The following is an 18,402-nucleotide window of genomic DNA, read 5'->3' on the forward strand; positions in this document are numbered from 1 at the left end:
TGTATGTTTTTAACGATCCGGGAAGCCAAAATCTCTTTCAACTTCCAAACTTCGCTGCGATCAGCGAAGCCTTGAATTATGACACGTTTTTTAAAGACCTGTCAAACTTTGTGGTCTTTCGACCCCCGCCAACTTCGCAAACCACCATCTCTCGACAACAGTCCGCCTCCGCCAGCGAAGCCTTGAAGTATACATCGGTTTTGAACCTCCTGACTACTCCAGGCAAGGAAATTTCTTTCCTTCTCGCCGCAGCCATCAAGTCCCGGCTGGGAACTGGCTTTCGCTGCAGCAAGCCCGCAAGTATAGCGGAAAAATCCCTCATGTTTGGCTCGCCGGCCCTCTTTTCAGAACGAAGGACTTACCAGCGCCATTTTTCCACCAGCTTGTCCGGCGTCAGGCTGTCGTAGCCTTCGAAAGGCTGATGGATCCATGGGTTGGTAGGCAGGAACTCCACGGAGTAGTCCGGAGTGAAGGTCGACAGCCCCTTGGTCCAGATCACGGCACTGCGCAGTTCGGTGATGGGCGCGTAGTTGCTCCTGAGCATGCGGACCACGGCGTTCAGCGTGTGCCCCGAGTCCGCCAGGTCATCCACCAACAGCACTCGCCCGGCGATTTCCCCCTTGGGCGTGGTGATGAAGCGCGCAAGGTCCAGATGCCCCTGCACGGTGCCCGCCTCTGCCCTGTAGGAACTGGTGGACATGATGGCAAGAGGCTTGTCGAAAATGCGGCTCAGGATGTCGCCAGGACGCAAGCCTCCGCGAGCCAAGCACAGGATGGTGTCGAACTCCCAGCCGGACTGGTACACCTTCAATGCCAGTTTTTCGATGAGGCTGTGGTACTCGTCATAGCTCACATAGAGATGCTTACCGTCTTCTGTCAGCATTCATTGCTCCTCAGTTGATAGCTATCGACGCTTTATACGCATGCACCATGGCCATATTTCTTCGGATTTCCTTATGCTGCGGCATAGGGGTTGTGCATCAGGATGGTGTGATCGCGGTCGGGACTGGTCGAGACCATGGCAATGGGCACGCCCGTCACCTGCTCGATACGCTCCAGATAGCGGCGGGCGTTGGCCGGCAGGTCGTCATAGCACGTCACCCCGACCGTGGACTGCGTCCATCCGCCCATCTTTTCGTAGATGGGCTGGCAGCGGGCGATCTCCTCGGCGCCCATGGGCAGCAGGTCCAGGCGCTCGCCATCGAGCTCATAGCCCACGCACAACCACAGTTCCGGCAGGCCATCGAGCACATCCAGCTTGGTGATGCACAGCCCCGACAGGCCGTTGACCTGCGCACTGCGCTTGAGCAGGGCCGCGTCGAACCAGCCACAGCGCCGGCTGCGACCCGTGGTCACGCCTTTTTCGGCCCCCACGGTGCTCATGTGATAGCCCGGCGTGCCCGGCGTTTCCCAGTCCAGCTCCGTGGGGAACGGGCCGCCACCGACGCGCGTGCAATAAGCCTTGGTGATGCCCAGGATGTAGTGCAGTAGGCCGGGGCCCACGCCCGAGCCCGCGGCGGCATTGCCCGCCACGCAGTTGCTCGACGTCACATAGGGATAGGTGCCGTGGTCCACATCCAGCAGCGTGCCCTGGGCGCCTTCGAACAGCAGGTTGGCACTGGCCGCGTGGGCTTCGTTGAGTTCGCGCGACACGTCGGCCATCATCGGCTTGAGCATTTCGGCATGGCGCATGGCTTCGGCAAAGACCGGCTCGAACTGCACCTGCCCGTCCTTGATGTAGGGCGTGAGCGCATCGCTGAACTGGAAGCCGCCCGAGCCCAGGAAGGTGGTCAGCACATGGTTGTGCAAGGCCAGCAGTTCACGCAGCTTGGCCGCGAAGCGCTCCGGATACTTGAGGTCCTGCACGCGCAGCGCGCGGCGTGCAATCTTGTCCTCGTAGGCCGGGCCGATGCCGCGTCCGGTGGTGCCGATCTTCTCGACGCCGCCGTGCTCGCGCGCGGCCTCGCGGGCTACGTCGAGCGCCGCATGGAACGGCAGGATCAGGGGGCAGGCCTCGGAAATGCGCAGGCGCGGGCGCACCTCGACGCCGGCCTTTTCCAGCCCCTCGATTTCCTCGAACAGCTTGGCCGCCGACAGCACCACGCCATTGCCGATATAGCACTTCACGCCGGGGCGCATGATGCCGCTGGGGATCAGGTGCAGCGCCGTCTTGACGCCGTTGATGACCAGCGTGTGGCCCGCGTTGTGCCCGCCCTGGAAGCGCACGACGCCCTGCGCGCTTTCGGTCAGCCAGTCCACCAGTTTGCCCTTGCCCTCGTCGCCCCACTGGGTGCCGACCACGACGACGTTGCGACCCTTGCTTGCTTTCATGTCAAACCCGATTCAAATGCAGAAAAATTCAAAGGGCCCGGACGACCCAACGCCCTCCCACCTGGACCAATTCACGGTCGCAGTGGAATTCATCGACCTCGCTGCCATGACCCGGCAGCATGCACACCACGGTCTCGCCCTGCTGGCGCAAGGCAGCGATCGCGGCATTGACATCCTGGGCCTCTCCCCAGGGCGCCCGGATGGCGGCCTTGAGCGGACGCGGCGAGACCACGCCGACCAGTTGCTTGACGTCCAGGCTGAAGCCCGCCGCCGGACGGTTGCGCCCGAAAACCGCGCCCACCTCGTCATAGCGCCCGCCACGCACGAGGGCATCGCTCGCCCCCTGGGCATAGACTGCAAAGCGCGCGCCACTGTAGTACGCATACCCGCGCAGATCGGCCAGATCGAACGTCACCCGTGCGCTTTGCACGCGTGCCGCAATGGATCTCAAATCCGATAGCGCCTGGCGCACGCCAGATATGGATTTGAGTGCGATTTCAGCCTCATCCAGCACGGAGGCGTCGCCATACAGCTGCAGCAGGGCGAGCAGCCCCTCGCGCGCGTTCGCGGGGAAGTCGCGCGCGAGGGTGGCCAGTTCGCTGGCGTCCTTGGCAGCCAGCGCCGCATGCACCCTGGCCAGTGTCTGAAGGCCTACCGGCAGACCGGCGAGCAGGCTGCGCACGATGCGCACGTCGGCCAGATCCACGCTGACGTCCTGCACATTCGCGCTGCGCAGGCACTCCAGCGACAGCAGAACGGCCTCGATATCGGCCTCGATGCCCGGGTGCCCGTAGATTTCCGCGCCGAACTGCAGCGGCTCACGCGTCGCGTGGGGGCGGTCCGGCCGCGTGTGCAGCACAGGGCCGCAATAGCACAGCCGCGTCACGCCGCGCCGGTTCAGCAGATGGGCGTCGATGCGCGCCACCTGCTGCGTGGTATCCGCACGCAAGCCCAGAGAGCGGCCCGAGAGCTGGTCCACCAATTTGAAGGTCTGCAGGTCCAGCGCCTCGCCGGTACCGGTCAGCAGCGAGTCCAGATGCTCCAGCAAGGGAGGCATGACCAACTCGTATCCGTAACTGCAGGCCGTATCCAGCAGCCCGCGGCGAAGTTCTTCGATGTGCCGCGCCTCGGAGGGCAAAACATCGGCAATGTGATCCGGCAGGACCCAGGCAGACATGGGAGGGGGGAGGCTGTTAAAAAGACGATTCTACCGGCTCGGTGAAGGGCATCCCTGCCGGATGACGCAACGGCTACAGGAGCAGAAGCACCAGGCCACCCGCGGCGATGCTCAGCAGCGCGCAGAAGCGGATCTGCCCGTCGCGCAACTGCAGGATCTGCGTGAACATGCGCCGCCAGCCCGCGGGGGATATGAAGGGGAAGACCCCCTCGATCACCAGAACCAGGCCCAGGGCCGCCCAAAAGCTGGCTTCCCAATCCATGGGTGCTTCCGCCCAGCCTCAGCGCAATCAGGGCTTGCGCGGCGCTGCAGGCGCAGTTGCTCCGGCCCCCGCACCGCGGAAGGCCTTGAAGAACTCGGTGGACGACGGATCGAGCACCACCAGGTCGCTCTTGCGATTGAAGCTCGCCTTGTAGGCCTCGAGGCTGCGGTAGAACTGCGCGAACTGGGGGTCGCGGCCGAAGGCCTGGGCATACAGCCGCGAGGTTTCGGCATCGCCTTCGCCCTTGACCTTCTGCGCATCGCGGTAGGCATTGGCGATGATGATTTCGCGCTGACGGTCGGCATCGGCGCGGATCTTCTCGCCCTCGGCGGCACCGGTGGAGCGCAATTCATTGGCCACGCGCTTGCGCTCGGCCTCCATGCGGCGGTACACCGACTCGGTGATCGCCTCCACATAGTCCACGCGGGTGATGCGCACGTCCACCACGTCCACGCCCCAGGGCTTGGCGCCGCGCACGGCCTCCAGCACCTCGCGCTTGACGTCGGACATGAGCGCATCGCGTTTGACCGACAGCAGTTCCTTGACGGTGCGGCGGTTGACCTCTTCCTGGAACGCGTTGCGCACCACGCGGTTGAGCTGCAGGGCGCCGGCGTTCTCGTCCAGCCCCACGTTGCGGATGTATTCCGACGGCTCGCTGATGCGCCAGCGCACATACCAGTCGATCACCACGCGCTGCTTCTCCGCCGTCAGCATGGACTCGGTATCCGAGCTGTCCAGCGTCAGCAGGCGCTTGTCGATGTAGCGCACGTTCTGGAACGGGGGCGGCAGCTTGAAGTACAGGCCCGGCTCGGTGAGCACGTCCTTGATCTGGCCCAGGGCATACACCACGCCGAACTGCCGCTGGTCCACCACGAACATCATGGAGCTGGCCAGCGCCAGCAGCACGAGAAGGGTCGAGGCAATGAATCCGATTCTGTTCACACGGATCTCCTATCGGGACTCGCGCTCGCGCGAGCGGCTGGCGTCGCGCGAACGGGTGTCGCCCTGGAATTGGGAAGACGATGCCGGCGGCACGCTGCCGGAGCCGGCTGCCGGCGGTGCTTCGTGCGCCGCGGCGGGCGGCGTCTGCGACACGCTCTGCATGATCTTGTCGAGCGGCAGATACAGCAGGTTCGAACCCTGGCGCGACTCCACCAGGACCTTGGTGACGTTGCTGTAGATCTGCTGCATGGTTTCGATATACATGCGGTCGCGGGTCACCTGCTGCGCCTTCTGGTATTCGGTCAGGATGTCGCTGAAACGCTGCGTATCGCCTTGCGCCTGTGCCACGACACGGGCCTTGTAAGCGGCGGCCTCTTCCGCGAGCCGCGATGCCGTGCCGGCCGCGCGCGGAACCACATCGTTCGCATAGGCCTGCGCTTCGTTCTTGGCACGCTCGCGCTCCTGGCCGGCCTTGAGCACATCGTCGAATGCCGCCTGGACCTGCTCGGGCGGGCGCACGCCGCCCTGCTGCAGGTTGATGCCGACCACCTCCACGCCGATCTTGTAGCGGTCCAGGATGGTCTGCATCAGATTGCGCACGCGCGGGGCGATCTGGTCGCGCTCCTCGGCGAGCGCCGTGTCCATCCGCATCTTGCCCACGACTTCGCGCACCGCCGTTTCGGCCACCTGCACCACGGCATCGGCCGGGTTGCGGCTCTCGAACAGCCACGCGCGCGCGTCATTCAGGCGGTACTGCACGGCGAACTTGATCTCGACGATGTTCTCGTCCTCCGTCAGCATGGCGGATTCGCGCAGCCCCGTGCTCTTGATGATGGTGTCACGCCCCACGTCCACCGAGCGGATCTGGGTCACGAACACCAGCTCGTGGCGCTGGATGGGATAAGGCAGGCGCCAGTTGAAGCCGGCATTGACCGTGCTTTTGTATTTGCCGAACTGGGTGATCACGGCCTGCTGGCCTTCCTGCACGATGAAGAAGCCCGTGCCCAGCCAGATCAGGACGGCAATGACGGCGATCAGGCCCACGCCCACGCCGGCGTTCTTCATGTCGGGCTGAAAGCCGCCGCCATTGCCGCCGCCCGGTGCCGACCCGCGGCCACCGCCATTGCGCCCGCCAAAAAGGCCGCCCAGCTTGCGGTTCAGGTCCTGCCAGAGCTCGTCGAGGTCGGGCGGCTGGCCCGAGGAGTTCTGCCCACGCCCTCGGCCACCCTGCGGCTGGTCCGTGGAAGGGCGCTCCGGCTCCGGGCGTTGGCCCCCTTCGCCCTTGTCGTCCCCACGGCCCCAGCGCGGGTCGTTGAGGTTGAACATCCCCCGGATGCGCTCGGGCAGCAATGCCCAGCGGGAGGCGCGGTTATGAAGGTTCATGCGCAAGTTCTCTTGTTCTCTGTACACCTGTAACGTCCGGCATTGTGCCCAATCAGTCCGGAGGGCCTGGTAATTCAGCAGTCTCGCCAGGGGTCATGTCGCGCGCCGCGGCTTCCTGGGCCATGTGGGCCAGCAGTTCGCGCAGTGCCGGGATTCCCTCGCCCTGGCGGGCGCTCACGAAGATGCGCGGCACCTGGCGCCCGTCGAGTTCATACATGTCCTGCAGCCGTGCGGGCCTGGTCTCGGCGGGCATGGCATCGAACTTGTTGAACACGAGCAGCTGCGGAATCTCCGCCGCGCCGATCTCGGCCAGCACCCGCTGCACCTGCGCGATCTGCTCGGGGTAGCCGGGGTTGGCGGCATCCACCACATGCAGCAGCAGATCGGCATCGACCGCCTCCTGGAGCGTGGCCTGGAAGGCATCCACCAGGCCATGGGGCAGATCGCGGATGAAGCCCACCGTATCGGACAGGGACACCGATCCCACGGCCTCGCCCAGGTAGAGCTGGCGCGTCGTGGTATCGAGCGTGGCGAACAGCTGGTCGGCGGCATACGCCCGGGCCTTCACCAGGGCGTTGAACAGCGTGGACTTGCCGGCATTGGTGTAGCCGACCAGCGATATGTTGAACGTGTCACGGCGCTCGCGCTGGCGGCGCTGCGTGGCCCGCTGGCGCTTGACCTTGACGAGCCGCTCGCGGGTGCGCTTGATGGCCTCGCCGATCATGCGGCGGTCGAGTTCGATTTGCGTCTCGCCCGGGCCGCCACGCGTGCCGATACCGCCGCGCTGGCGCTCCAGGTGCGACCAGCGCCGCACCAGCCGCGTGCTCAGGTACTGCAGCCGCGCCAGTTCCACCTGCAGCTTGCCCTCATGGCTGCGGGCGCGCTGGGCAAAGATTTCCAGGATGAGCAACGTCCGGTCGTTGACCGGCATCTGCAGATGGCGCTCGAGGTTGCGCTGCTGTGCCGGGCTCAGGGCCTGGTCGAACAGCACCTCCTTGGCGCCATGCATTTGCGCCAGGGTCTGGATCTCGCCGGCCTTGCCGCTGCCCACGAACAGGGCGGCGTCGGGGGCCTTGCGCTTGCAGGTCAGGCGCGCCACCGGCTTCAGGCCCGCCGTCTGGGCCAGCAGCCCCAGTTCCTGCAACTCGGCGTCGAAATGGGGAAGGCCGAAATCCACGCCGACCAGGAGGACCGGCGTGAAATCGGTATCGGGCGATGGGTTGGAACTCAAGGCTGCAGGCCCTTGCATGCGAAGCGCTTGCGCCCCGGTTGCAGCCTCGGGCTGCGGCGCGGGCTTATTGGCCGTCCCCGTCGGCGGCCTCGGCCGTCGAGAAGTTGACGGCGCGGCCCGGAACGATCGTGGAGATGGCGTGCTTGTAGACCATCTGGGTCACCGTGTTGCGCAGCAGCACCACGTACTGGTCGAAGGATTCGATCTGACCCTGCAGCTTGATGCCGTTCACCAGGTAGATGGATACCGGCACATGCTCGCGACGCAGCGCGTTCAGGAAGGGATCTTGAAGAAGCTGACCTTTATTGCTCACGATATTCTCCGTGTTCAAGAGTGTTGTTGTAAACCGGCACCTTACCACAGTCAGGGTGCCGTACGCGGCTCAGGGGATCAGGATTCGTGCTTGTCGGCGTACGGATTGCTGGAGCTCTTGAGCTCTATGCGCAGCGGCGTCCCGACGAGGTCGAACTCCTTGCGGAACCGTCCTTCGAGAAAGCGCTTGTAGGCGTCCGTGACATGCTCCAGGGAGTTTCCGTGGATCACGATCACCGGAGGATTCATGCCGCCCTGGTGCGCATAGCGCAGCTTGGGCCGGAACATGCCGGAGCGCTTGGGGCTCTGGAACTGCACAGCCTCCTGGAGCAGCCGGGTCAGCACCGGCGTGGGCATCTTGCGGTTGGCGGACTTGTAGGCCTGCACGATGGAGGCCCACAGCGGCCCTATGCCCTGGCGCTTCATGGCCGAGATGAAGTGCAGCGGGGCGAACTTGAGGAAGGACAGGCGCGTTTCTATGGAACGTTCGAGCTGCTGGCGGCCATAGTCGTCCACCGCGTCCCATTTGTTCACGGCGATGACCACGGCGCGGCCGCTCTCCAGGATGTAGCCCGCGATGTGCGCATCCTGGTCCGTCACGCCCTGGGTCGCATCGAGCAGCAGCAGCACCACGTTGGCCGACTCGATGGCCTGCAGGGTCTTGACGACAGAGAACTTCTCTATCGCCTCGAACACCTTGCCCTTGCGGCGCAGGCCTGCGGTGTCGATCAGCTCGAATTTCTGGCCATTGCGCTCGAAGGGCACCGAGATGGCGTCGCGCGTGGTGCCCGGCATGTCGAAGGCCACCAGGCGTTCTTCGCCGAGCCAGGTGTTGATCAGCGTGGACTTGCCCACGTTGGGGCGCCCCGCCACGGCAAGGCGTATGACGTTGGCCTCGGCGACGGCGTCGCCCTCGTCCATCTCGGGCAGGGCCAGGGGCTTGAGCGCCAGTTCCACCAGGCTGCGCACGCCCTGGCCATGCGCGGCCGAGACGGGGTGCACCTCGCCCAGGCCCAGCTCGTAGAACTCGGCCAGGTGGGCGCTGTCCTGCATGCCCTCGGCCTTGTTGCCGGCCAGCACGCAGGGCTTGCCCAGGCGGCGCAGGTACTTGGCGATGTCGTGGTCCTGCGCCGAGAGGCCGCCGCGCACGTCCACGACGAAGATCACCACATCGGCCTCGGCCACGGCCTGCTGGGTCTGCTTGGCCATCTCGCGGTAGATGCCACTGGATGCGTCGGGCTCGAAGCCTCCCGTGTCGATGACGATGAATTCGTGCTTACCCTGGCGGCCGTTGCCATAGTGGCGGTCGCGCGTGAGGCCGGCGAAGTCGGCCACGATGGCGTCGCGCGACTTGGTCAGGCGGTTGAACAGGGTGGATTTGCCCACGTTGGGCCGCCCCACCAGGGCGATGACCGGTTTCATCCCAGCGTCCTATATCGATCAGTCCGGGCGGAAGCCGTAGACACCGCCCTTGCGCGTCACCACCACCAGGGTGTCGCCGGCGGCCACAGGCGACGCCGCGATGGCCGAGCCATCCGTCGTCAGCCGGTTGAGCGGCGCGGCGTCCTCGCGCGACAGCAGATGCACCAGCCCCGTGTCGTCGCCGATGACCACCGAGCGGCCGAGCAGCAAAGGCGCCGTCAACTTGCGGAACTGCAGCCTCTCGGACGTCCATGCGCGCACGCCATCGGCGCGGCGCCAAGCGGCGACCGTGCCATTGCTCTCCGTGCCGAACAACATGCTGCCGTCCCCGTCGATGCCCTCGCTGCCGCTGGCGGGCTGGGTCCACAGGACCGTGCCGCGCCCGGCATCGATGCAGCCCACGGTGGCCTGGAAGGCCCGCGCGCACACGCCGTCGCCGACACGGCTGGTGCGGCCCACGATCTCGACCAGGCGCTCCACGTCGTTGGTGCCGCGCGGGCTCGCCAGGGGCGCCTCCCAGCGCACCACGCCGTTGTCCGGATTGAAGCCCACCAGGCGCCCCGACAGGCCGGCCACCAGGGTGTCGCCCACCGCCATCAGGACGCCGCCCTCGCGCAGGATCAGCGGCTCGCCCGGGCGCTGCTGGCGCCACAGCTGGTAGCCGGTGGCCGCATCGAAGGCGGTGATGGAGCGGTCGGCGGCCAGCACGAACACGCGATGGCCCGCCACCAGCGGCGCCGTATAGGCCTGCGCCTGCAGGGGCTTGCGCCAGATTTCGCGCGCGCCGTCGAGGACCACGACCTGGGCGTTCCTGGACACCACGGCGCTCCACCGGCCGTCGCTGCCCACGCCCGATGCCAGCGGCAGGTTGAGCTGGGTGCGCCAGACGTCGCCGCCCGTGCGTGCGTCGATCGCGGCGATCTCGCCATTGGCGGACGCCAGCGTGACCACGCTGCCGTTCACGTGGACGTCGAGCGATACCCCCTCCACGGCGCCGATCCGGGCCGTCCAGGCCTGGCGCACGCCGAGCACGGGGACGTTGGGGCCGAGTTCGGCGGGCTTGGGCTTCGAGGAGCCGCCCCACAGCGAACAGCCGCTCACGCCGAGCAGGCCCGCCAGCGCGAGCGCGCCCCACAGGGCCCGGCAGCTCCTGCGCGCCGCGCTCACTGCGCACCTCCCGCGGGTGCGGCCGAGGCCACCGCCTCGGCCTGCGCGCCCAGGGCGTTGAGCTTGGCCTCCACCAGGCGCCGGTATTCGATGCCCGCGTCGAGGGCCTGGTAGGCGCGCCGGTATTCGGCGATCGCCTCCTGCTTCTTGTCCTGCAGCGCGAGCACGTCGCCCTTGCGGTCGGCGACGGTGCCGGCGAACTCGGACGGGAAACGCGCCGACAGCTGGGCCAGCGCCTCGTCGTAGGCCTTCTCCTCGATCAGCACCCCTGCCAGGCGCAGCCTGGCCAGGGCCATGTAGCCCTCGTCGGAAGCCTTTTCCGCCACCCAGGCCAGCACGCCCTTGGCGGCGTCCCATTTGCCGGCATCGGCCAGGGCCTTGGCCGCCAGCAGGCCCGCCTGGCCGGCCTGGATGGTGCCGCCGTAGCCGGACTTCAGGTCGCCGAAGGCCTGCTCCACGCGCGCCAGGTCGCCCGACTGCGCGGCCAGTTCCACGGCCTCCACCAGGGCCGTGGCCTGCTGGGCCTGGCGGCTCTGCCACAGCTGGTAGCCATTCCACGCGGCGAACCCGCCCATGACGAGGACCAGCACCCAGGTGATGGGCGTGCCCCAGGTGTTCCAGAAGTGCTTGAGCTCGTCGAGCTGTTCTTGTTCTTGAAGGTCGAAGTTGTTGGCCATGTTGGGGGTTTCCGTTCAGCGCGGCGATTGTAGGCTGGCGGCCCAGTCCGCCAGGGCGGCCAGCGGGCGCTCGACCTGCTCGCCGCCGTCGCGCAGGGGCTTGATGGTGACGGCGCCGCGCGCCATCTCGTCGGCGCCGAAGACCAGGGCGAAGCGGCTGCCGCTGGCGTCGGCCTTCTTGAACTGCGACTTCATGCTGCCCATGCCCTCGCCCGCCGCCGTGGAGCTGTGCATCTGCACCGACACGCCCAGCGCGCGCAGCCGCTGCAGGGCCGCCATGACCGCGGGCAGCGCGGACGCGTCGGGCACGATGGCATAGGCATCGGCCGCGGGCCGGGGCGCCTGCGCCTCCTGCTCCTTGATGAGTTCCAGCACGCGCTCCACGCCCAGGGCCCAGCCCACGGCGGGTGCCGGCTTGCCGCCGATCTGCTCGATCAGGTAGTCATAGCGGCCGCCGCCGCAGATCGTGCCCTGCGAGCCGAGCTGGTCGGTGACGAACTCGAACACCGTGAGGTTGTAGTAGTCCATGCCGCGCACCAGGCGCGGGTTGAGGCTCCAGGCCACGCCATTGGCGTCCAGGATGGCCTTGACGGTCTCGAAATGCTTCAGCGACGCCTCGCCCAGGAAGTCGATGAGCCGCGGCGCGGCCTCCACGACGGCCTGCATGGCGGGGTTCTTGGTGTCCAGGATGCGCAGCGGGTTGCTGTGCAGGCGCCGGCGCGCGTCCTCGTCGAGCACGTCCTGGTGCTGCTCCAGGTGCGCGATCAGCGCCGCGCGGTGGGCGCGGCGCTCGTCGGGCTGGCCCAGGCTGTTGAGCTCCAGGCGCACGTCCTTCAGGCCCAGCTCGGCCCACAGCGCGTGGGCGAGCAGGATGATCTCGGCATCGGCCTCGGCGCCCGGGAAGCCCAGGGCCTCGGCGCCGATCTGGTGGAACTGGCGGTAGCGCCCGCGCTGGGGCCGCTCGTGGCGGAACATGGGGCCCATGTAGTACAGACGCTTGCCGCCGTCGTACAGCATGGAATGCTCGACCACGGCGCGCACCACGCCGGCCGTGGCCTCGGGGCGCAGCGTGAGCTGCTCGCCGTTCAGGCGGTCCTCGAAGGAGTACATCTCCTTCTCGACGATGTCGGTCACCTCGCCCAGGCCGCGCACGAACAGCGGCGTGGGCTCGACGATGGGGGTGCGGATGTTGCGGTAGGCGTAGCGCGCCATCAGCGTGCGCACCGTGTCCTCCAGCCATTCCCAGCGCGCCGACTCGGGCGGCAGGATGTCGTTCATGCCCTTGATGGCAACCAGCTTCTGCATCTTGTGTAGATCTTCTATTTGAATGAAATTGGCCTCCAGCGCTTATCCAGCAAGCGCCAGAAGCTATTGTTTTTATTGCACTGCTACGCGTCGGCGCCCGCCCCGAAGCGCTTGGCGATGTAGTCGTTGACGATGTCCTGGAACTCCCGGGCGATGTTGTCCCCGCGCAGGGTCAGCGCCTTCTCGCCGTCGATGAACACCGGCGCCGCGGGCGCCTCGCCGGTGCCCGGCAGGCTGATGCCGATGTCGGCGTGCTTGCTCTCGCCCGGGCCGTTGACGATGCAGCCCATGACCGCCACCTTGAGCCGCTCCACGCCGGGGTAGCGCATGCGCCACACGGGCATCTGCGCGCGCAGGTAGTCGTCGATCTGCTTGGCCAGTTCCTGGAAGGTGGTGCTGGTGGTGCGGCCGCACCCGGGGCAGGCGGTCACGCTGGGCACGAAGGCGCGCAGCCCCAGCGACTGCAGGATCTCGGAGGCCACGACCACCTCCTGGGTGCGCGCCTCGCCGGGCTGGGGCGTGAGCGACACGCGGATCGTGTCGCCTATGCCCTCCTGCAGCAGGATGGACAGCGCCGTGGTCGAGGCCACGATGCCCTTGGTGCCCATGCCGGCCTCGGTCAGGCCCAGGTGCAACGCGTAGTCGCAGCGCCGGGCCAGCTCGCGGTACACGGCGATCAGGTCCTGTACGCCGCTGACCTTGCACGAGAGGATGATCTGCTCGCCCGCGAGGCCCATGGCCTCGGCGCGGCGCGCCGATTCGATGGCCGAGGTGATCAGCGCCTCGTACATGACCTGGCGCGCATCCCAGGGCTCGGCCCGCCGGCTGTTGGCGTCCATCAGATGGGCCAGCAGCTCCTGGTCCAGGCTGCCCCAGTTGACGCCGATGCGCACGGCCTTGTCCCAGCGCATCGCCGCCTCGATCATCTGGCCGAACTGCTTGTCGCGCTTGTCGCCCTTACCCACGTTGCCGGGGTTGATGCGGTACTTGGACAGCGCCTGCGCGCAGTCCGGGAACTCGGTCAGCAGGCGATGGCCGTTGTAGTGGAAGTCGCCCACCAGGGGCACGCTCTCGCCCATGCGGTCGAGCTGCTCGCGGATGTAGGGCACGGCCGCGGCGGCCTCCGGCGTGTTCACCGTGATGCGCACGAACTCGGAGCCGGCCTGCGCCAGCTCCTTGACCTGGATGGCCGTGCCGATCGCGTCCACCGTGTCGGTATTGGTCATGGACTGCACGCGCACCGGCGCGTCGCCGCCCACCGTGACGACGCGGCTGCCCCAGGCGATGCGCGCCTGGCGCGAGCGGCGCGCAAGGGGCGCCACCATGGCAATGGGTACCGCTGTGTCGGACATGCTCATTCACTCCACCTCGAAACGCGCCACGTTCTCGCGCGCAATGGCCTTCAGGTCCATGGGCTGGCCGCGCACGACGACGTCGGTCGCATCGGCCCTGCCGACCACCACGCTCCATGGCGGGGAACCCTCGGCGGAATAGCTCTCGCCGGCGGCCAGGGCCTTCTGCAGCACCACGCGGCCGGCGCCATTGCGCACCTGCACCCAGGACTCGGCGCGTGCATGGATGACGAGCACGTCCCCGGGCGCCGGCGCCTGCTGGGCGGCGGGCGCCTCATCGGCAGCGGGTGCAGCGCGCGCAGGCGCGGGCGCGGGCACCGCCGGTGTTTGCGCGGCCGGCGCCGGCACCTCCTGCGCCGCGGCCGGGCCGGGCTGCCCGGCTGCCGTGTCCACGGGCTCCCGGGCCTCCGGCGCCACCGGCTGCTGCGCGGCGGGTGCGGCCTCGCCGCTCTCGTCGCCCGGGCCAAGGGGCAGGAAGGCCATGGCCAGTGCAGCTGCGAGCAGCGCCAGCGCGGCAATGCCCACCAGGCGCGACCTGGGCTGCTCCAGGGAGCCGCCCTTGCCCCCCCGGCGAACCGGATCCTTGAACGAGGTATTGATGCCCTTGTCCGGCGGAAGCTGGGCAGGTCCGCCCTGGGGCAGCCGCGCCAGGACGGGGGCGGCATCGGCCTTCAGCGTCCGGCACACGCTCGATGCCAGCGCACGCATGAAAACGACGTCGGGAAACGCGTCCTGGTCGTCGGCCTCCAGCGCCTGCAGCTTGGCCACGGGCACCTTCAGGGCCCCGGCCAGCGCACCGATGTGCACGCCCGCGGATTCGCGCACTCGCCGCAGCAGGACCCCGGCCGACTCGCCGGCCGCCGGCGCCGCGGCGCCCTGCGCCGAATGGTCGGCGTCATGTGTCGCCATCGACTCACTCATGGAATGCCCCTCTGTCGAATGCCGATGTTTCCCTGGCATCGGGGAAGCGCTTGTGCAGCTGATCGCCCAATTGCCGCATGGCCACCGAGTCGCCAAGCGCACGCTCGACCTTGATGCCCAGCCAGAGGGACTGCGCATTGGCGAACTCGCCGTTGTTGACGCGGCGGATGTAGAACTGCGCCCGCTTGGCCTCTGCGCGCGCCAGCATGATGGAGGCCAGGTGGTAGCCCACCACCGGATTGCCGGCATCGATCTCGTATGCGCGCAGCAGGGTCTGTTCGGCGTCGGCCGTGCGGCCGGCGCGCTGGTGGCACAGGCCCTGGGACATCAGGGTCTTGCTGCGCGCGGCATAAGTGGGCGTGGCCAGGGCGCGCTCGAACAGCTGGTTGGCCTGCTCATACTGCTGGCGCTGGCACTGCAGCCAGCCGTAGTTGTGCATGATGTCCGGGTCGGCCGGCTTCATGGACTGGGCGCGCTTGAGACTGTCCTCGGCAAGCGCCAGGTCCCCCATGCTCATGTACACCAACCCGCGCAGGTGGTAGGCATCGGCGTAGCCGGGGTCCGTGACAAGGGCCTGGCGCACCTCGTCCAGCGCGACCGCCGTCTGCCCCATCTGCATGTAGTTGGCGGCCAGCTCCAGCCGGATGCGCGCGCGCCGCCGCACGTCCGTCTCGCCGGAGCCCGCCACCGGCTCCGCAGCCCCGGGGTCCGCCGCCTGATGGGCGCAACCCGCCAGAGCGGCCAGTGCGGCCGCCGCAACGCAGGCGGCCAACAGCCAACGCCCTGCCCGACCTCGATCCGTGCGCCACACCGTCATGAATTGCCTCTCTTCGTTGAACCGAGCCTCAGGTAACGGGCTTGATCTCTATGGTCCGCAGCCTGGCCATGCGCTCGCCGACCCGCGTCCGGTCCTTGACGTCGCCGGCCAGTTGGCCGCAGGCCGCATCGATATCGTCGCCGCGGGTCTTGCGCACCGTGGTGACGATGCCGGCATCGGAGAGCAGCTTGGCAAATGCCGACACCGCCGCCGCAGGAGAGCGGCGCAGGCCCGATGCGGGAAACGGGTTGAACGGAATCAGGTTGAACTTGCAGGACACGCCGCCGTCTGCCGCCTTGCGGTCCACGAGCGCTATCAATTCGCGCGCATGCTCGGGCTGGTCGTTCACGCCGTCGAGCATGCAGTATTCGAAGGTGATGAAGTCACGCGGCGCGTGCTCCAGATAGCGCCGGCAGGCCGCCAGCAACTCCCGCAGCGGGTACTTGCGGTTGAGCGGCACCAGGTTGTCGCGCAACTCGTCATTGGGCGCATGCAGGGACACGGCCAGCGCCACGGGGCAATCCCGGCCCAGGCGGTCCATCATGGGCACCACGCCCGAGGTGGACACGGTCACCCTGCGGCGCGACAGGCCGTAGCCATGGTCGTCCAGCATGATGCGCAGCGCCGGCACCAGGGCCGAGTAGTTCTGCAGCGGCTCGCCCATGCCCATCATCACGACGTTGGAGATCACGCGCTCGCCATCGCCGCGGCGCTGGCGCAGCACATGCTCGGCATGCCAGAGCTGGGCGACGATCTCGCCCGTGGTGAGGTTGCGGCTGAACCCCTGGTGCCCCGTGGAGCAGAAGCGGCAGCCGACGGCGCAGCCCGCCTGCGAGGAGATGCACAGGGTGCCGCGGTCGTCCTCGGGGATGAAGACCGTCTCCACGGCATTGCCGCCGCCCACGTCGAACAGCCACTTCACCGTGCCGTCCGCCGAGGCATGCTCGCTGATGGCCTGCAGGCCCGACACATGGGCGCAGCCCTTGAGTTTCTCGCGCAGGGACTTGGCCAGATCGCTCATCTGGTCGAAATCGCGCGCGCCACGCTGGTGGATCCAGCGGAACAGTTGCGTGGCCCGGAAACGCTTTTCCCCCAGCCGCTCGCAAAAGGCGGCCATGGCGTCCAGGTCCAGGTCCAGAAGGTTCGTGGTCATAACGTCATCGCATGTCCACGCCCACATGGTGCGCCCCGCGCGCGGCAAGGCCGGCCACGGCCCTGCCCTGCGCACGGAGCCACTGCATCAGCGCGCGTAGACGTTCAGGCCGGGGAAGAAGAAGGCCACTTCGACCTGTGCGGTCTCCGCGGCGTCGGAGCCATGCACTGCGTTGGCGTCGATGCTGTCGGCGAAATCGGCGCGGATCGTGCCGGCCTCGGCCTTCTTGGGGTCCGTCGCGCCCATGAGTTCGCGGTTCTTCAGGACGGCGTTCTCGCCCTCCAGCACCTGCACCATCACGGGACCGGAGATCATGAAGTCCACCAGGTCCTTGAAGAAAGGGCGCTCCTTGTGCACGGCATAGAACTGCTCGGCCTCGGCGCGCGAGAGGTGGATCATGCGGGCAGCGGCGATCTTCAGGCCGGCGGCCTCGAAACGGGCGTAGATCTGGCCGATCACGTTCTTGGCGACTGCGTCGGGCTTGATGATGGAAAGAGTGCGTTCGATAGCCATTGGGTTTTCCTAGAGAGGGTGTTGCGGTATTTTTTGCCCCGCGGGCAAAACCGCTCATTTTAGCGTGCCGCCAAGCCCCTAGCGCCCGCCGCGGCGCGAGCCACCGCCGCCGCGTTGCTGCTGCTGGCGATGACGCGAGAAGCTGTCGGCGCCGATGTATCCCACCGAGGTCTTCATCGGATCGGGCTGGGCGCTGCCGGACGAGCGCCCTGCGCGCCCCGCGGCCTTGCCGCGCCCCTCCCCCTGCGTCTTCGCGCCCATGGGCTGGCGCTCGCCGCGGCGGCCATTCCTGCCCGCGCGCGCACCGCCCCCTGCGTCGGCCGGGACGCCTGCGGCCTGCATCAGGGCGCGGATGTCGTGCTCGTCGAGCTCCAGCCAGGCTCCGCGCTTGAGTCCGCGCGGCAGCATCATGGCGCCATAGCGGATGCGGATCAGCCGGCTCACCGCATGCCCCACGGCTTCGAACATGCGCCGCACCTCGCGGTTGCGCCCCTCGGAGATCGTGACCCGGTACCAGCAGTTGGCGCCTTCGCCGCCACCATCCTCGATGGAGCCGAAGGCGGCCACGCCATCCTCCAGCGACACGCCGTCGAGCAGGCGCTGCCGCTCCTCGTCGCTCAGGGCGCCCAGGACGCGCACGGCGTACTCGCGCTCCAGCCCGAAGCGGGGGTGCATGAGATTGTTGGCCAGTTCGCCGGAACTGGTGAACAGCAGCAGGCCCTCGGTATTGAGGTCCAGGCGCCCCACCGATTGCCACTTGCCCTGCTGCAGCCGCGGCAGCTTGCGGAACACCGTGGGGCGGTTCTGCGGATCGTCGTGCGTCACGACCTCGCCGACCGGCTTGTGGTAGGCGATCACCCGCGTGGGCGGGGGCGCGATCCGGAACCGGATCGGCTTGCCGTTGACCTTGATCTGGTCGCCGAACTGCACGCGCTGCCCGATATGGGCCGGCTCGTTGTTGACGGAGATGCGCCCTTCGAGAATGAGCTGCTCCATTTCGAGCCGCGATCCCATGCCCGCCTGGGCCAGCACCTTGTGCAGCTTGGGGCTCTCCGGCTGGGGCAGCAGCACCCGCTTGTGCGGCACCACCTCGGTGTCGTCCTCGTCCTGGTCGAGCTTTCCCGACACCACGTCGGCGAAGCGGTAGCCATCGCCGCGCGGCGCCGGCTTGCCGTCACGCCTGCCGTGCTTGCGCGCAGCATCGCGGTGCTCCGGCCGCTGCGGCCTGTCCACCGTTTCCGCAGGCGCGGGCGGCGCGTCGGCCTGCGCCAACGGTTCCTGCTGCTGCTGCGCATCCGCCCCATGGCCTGCGGAGGCCTCCGTCCCGGCAGGCTTGCGCGTGCGTGGCCTGCGTGTCTTGGGCCCCTCGGCGGAAGCGGGCACCTGTGCCTCGGCTGGCGCCTGGGCCGCCTCGAGATCCTTGTTCGAATCGTTCAT

General features: G+C 67.8%; 19 protein-coding genes. 1 reads left to right on the forward strand and 18 read right to left on the reverse strand.

Annotated features, from left to right (window positions below):
• Window positions 1-407: hypothetical protein (locus ACX12L_RS16755; RefSeq protein ID WP_459263591.1), on the forward strand; the 407-nt coding region annotated here is incomplete at its 5' end.
• On the opposite strand, the gene ACX12L_RS16760 is transcribed toward ACX12L_RS16755, so the two are convergent.
• The 18 genes from ACX12L_RS16760 to ACX12L_RS16845 form a co-directional block, all read right to left on the reverse strand.
• Window positions 359-883: a phosphoribosyltransferase gene (locus ACX12L_RS16760; RefSeq protein ID WP_459263592.1), complete on the reverse strand. Its 525-nt coding sequence runs from the start codon at window positions 881-883 to the stop codon at window positions 359-361. The two genes, ACX12L_RS16755 and ACX12L_RS16760, sit on opposite strands and share 49 nt — an antisense overlap.
• A 71-nt stretch (window positions 884-954) precedes the next feature.
• Entirely contained in the window at window positions 955-2,331 is a 1,377-nt protein-coding gene (locus ACX12L_RS16765; RefSeq protein WP_459263593.1) for an adenylosuccinate synthase, read from the reverse strand.
• A gap of 28 nt (window positions 2,332-2,359) precedes the next feature.
• Window positions 2,360-3,508 carry an ATP phosphoribosyltransferase regulatory subunit gene (locus ACX12L_RS16770; protein WP_459263594.1) on the reverse strand — a complete coding sequence of 383 codons (1,149 nt, stop codon included), beginning with the start codon at window positions 3,506-3,508 and terminating at the stop codon, window positions 2,360-2,362.
• Between the two features lie 73 nt (window positions 3,509-3,581).
• Entirely contained in the window at window positions 3,582-3,770 is a 189-nt protein-coding gene (locus ACX12L_RS16775; RefSeq protein ID WP_459263595.1) for a DUF2065 domain-containing protein, read from the reverse strand.
• A 27-nt stretch (window positions 3,771-3,797) separates the two neighbouring features.
• Window positions 3,798-4,712: a protease modulator HflC gene (gene hflC / locus ACX12L_RS16780; protein ID WP_459263596.1), complete on the reverse strand. Its 915-nt coding sequence runs from the start codon at window positions 4,710-4,712 to the stop codon at window positions 3,798-3,800.
• A gap of 9 nt (window positions 4,713-4,721) precedes the next feature.
• Entirely contained in the window at window positions 4,722-6,095 is a 1,374-nt protein-coding gene (gene hflK / locus ACX12L_RS16785) for an FtsH protease activity modulator HflK (RefSeq protein WP_459263597.1), read from the reverse strand.
• 52 nt (window positions 6,096-6,147) lie between these two features.
• A complete protein-coding gene (hflX, locus tag ACX12L_RS16790; RefSeq protein WP_459263598.1) occupies window positions 6,148-7,344 on the reverse strand; it encodes a GTPase HflX in 1,197 nt (398 codons plus the stop codon).
• Window positions 7,345-7,390: 46 nt separating this feature from the next.
• A complete protein-coding gene (gene hfq, locus ACX12L_RS16795; protein ID WP_459263599.1) occupies window positions 7,391-7,639 on the reverse strand; it encodes an RNA chaperone Hfq in 249 nt (82 codons plus the stop codon).
• A 77-nt stretch (window positions 7,640-7,716) separates the two neighbouring features.
• Entirely contained in the window at window positions 7,717-9,060 is a 1,344-nt protein-coding gene (gene der, locus ACX12L_RS16800; protein ID WP_459263600.1) for a ribosome biogenesis GTPase Der, read from the reverse strand.
• Between the two features lie 18 nt (window positions 9,061-9,078).
• On the reverse strand, window positions 9,079-10,227 hold the full coding sequence (gene bamB, locus ACX12L_RS16805) for an outer membrane protein assembly factor BamB (protein WP_459263601.1): 1,149 nt from the start codon (window positions 10,225-10,227) through the stop codon (window positions 9,079-9,081).
• Window positions 10,224-10,904, reverse strand: coding sequence for a YfgM family protein (locus tag ACX12L_RS16810; protein ID WP_459263602.1), 681 nt, complete (start codon window positions 10,902-10,904; stop codon window positions 10,224-10,226). Before ACX12L_RS16810 ends, bamB begins: the two co-directional genes overlap by 4 nt.
• 15 nt (window positions 10,905-10,919) lie before the next feature.
• A complete protein-coding gene (gene hisS, locus ACX12L_RS16815; protein ID WP_459263603.1) occupies window positions 10,920-12,209 on the reverse strand; it encodes a histidine--tRNA ligase in 1,290 nt (429 codons plus the stop codon).
• Between the two features lie 83 nt (window positions 12,210-12,292).
• Window positions 12,293-13,567, reverse strand: a complete 1,275-nt coding sequence (gene ispG / locus ACX12L_RS16820) for a flavodoxin-dependent (E)-4-hydroxy-3-methylbut-2-enyl-diphosphate synthase (RefSeq protein ID WP_459263604.1) — start codon at window positions 13,565-13,567, stop codon at window positions 12,293-12,295.
• A complete protein-coding gene (locus tag ACX12L_RS16825) occupies window positions 13,568-14,482 on the reverse strand; it encodes a helix-turn-helix domain-containing protein (RefSeq protein WP_459263605.1) in 915 nt (304 codons plus the stop codon).
• The gene (gene pilW, locus ACX12L_RS16830; RefSeq protein WP_459263606.1) at window positions 14,475-15,299 is read right to left on the reverse strand and encodes a type IV pilus biogenesis/stability protein PilW; all 825 of its coding nucleotides are present in this window, start codon (window positions 15,297-15,299) and stop codon (window positions 14,475-14,477) included. The genes ACX12L_RS16825 and pilW overlap by 8 nt, the downstream gene beginning before the upstream one ends.
• Window positions 15,300-15,327: 28 nt before the next feature.
• Window positions 15,328-16,452 (reverse strand): 23S rRNA (adenine(2503)-C(2))-methyltransferase RlmN, encoded by a 1,125-nt coding sequence (rlmN, locus tag ACX12L_RS16835; protein WP_459263607.1) that lies wholly within the window; start codon window positions 16,450-16,452, stop codon window positions 15,328-15,330.
• An 87-nt stretch (window positions 16,453-16,539) separates the two neighbouring features.
• A complete protein-coding gene (gene ndk, locus ACX12L_RS16840; RefSeq protein ID WP_094437761.1) occupies window positions 16,540-16,965 on the reverse strand; it encodes a nucleoside-diphosphate kinase in 426 nt (141 codons plus the stop codon).
• Between the two features lie 78 nt (window positions 16,966-17,043).
• Window positions 17,044-18,402, reverse strand: a complete 1,359-nt coding sequence (locus ACX12L_RS16845; RefSeq protein WP_459263608.1) for a pseudouridine synthase — start codon at window positions 18,400-18,402, stop codon at window positions 17,044-17,046.

It is taken from the genome of Alicycliphilus sp. T452 (assembly GCF_054512775.1).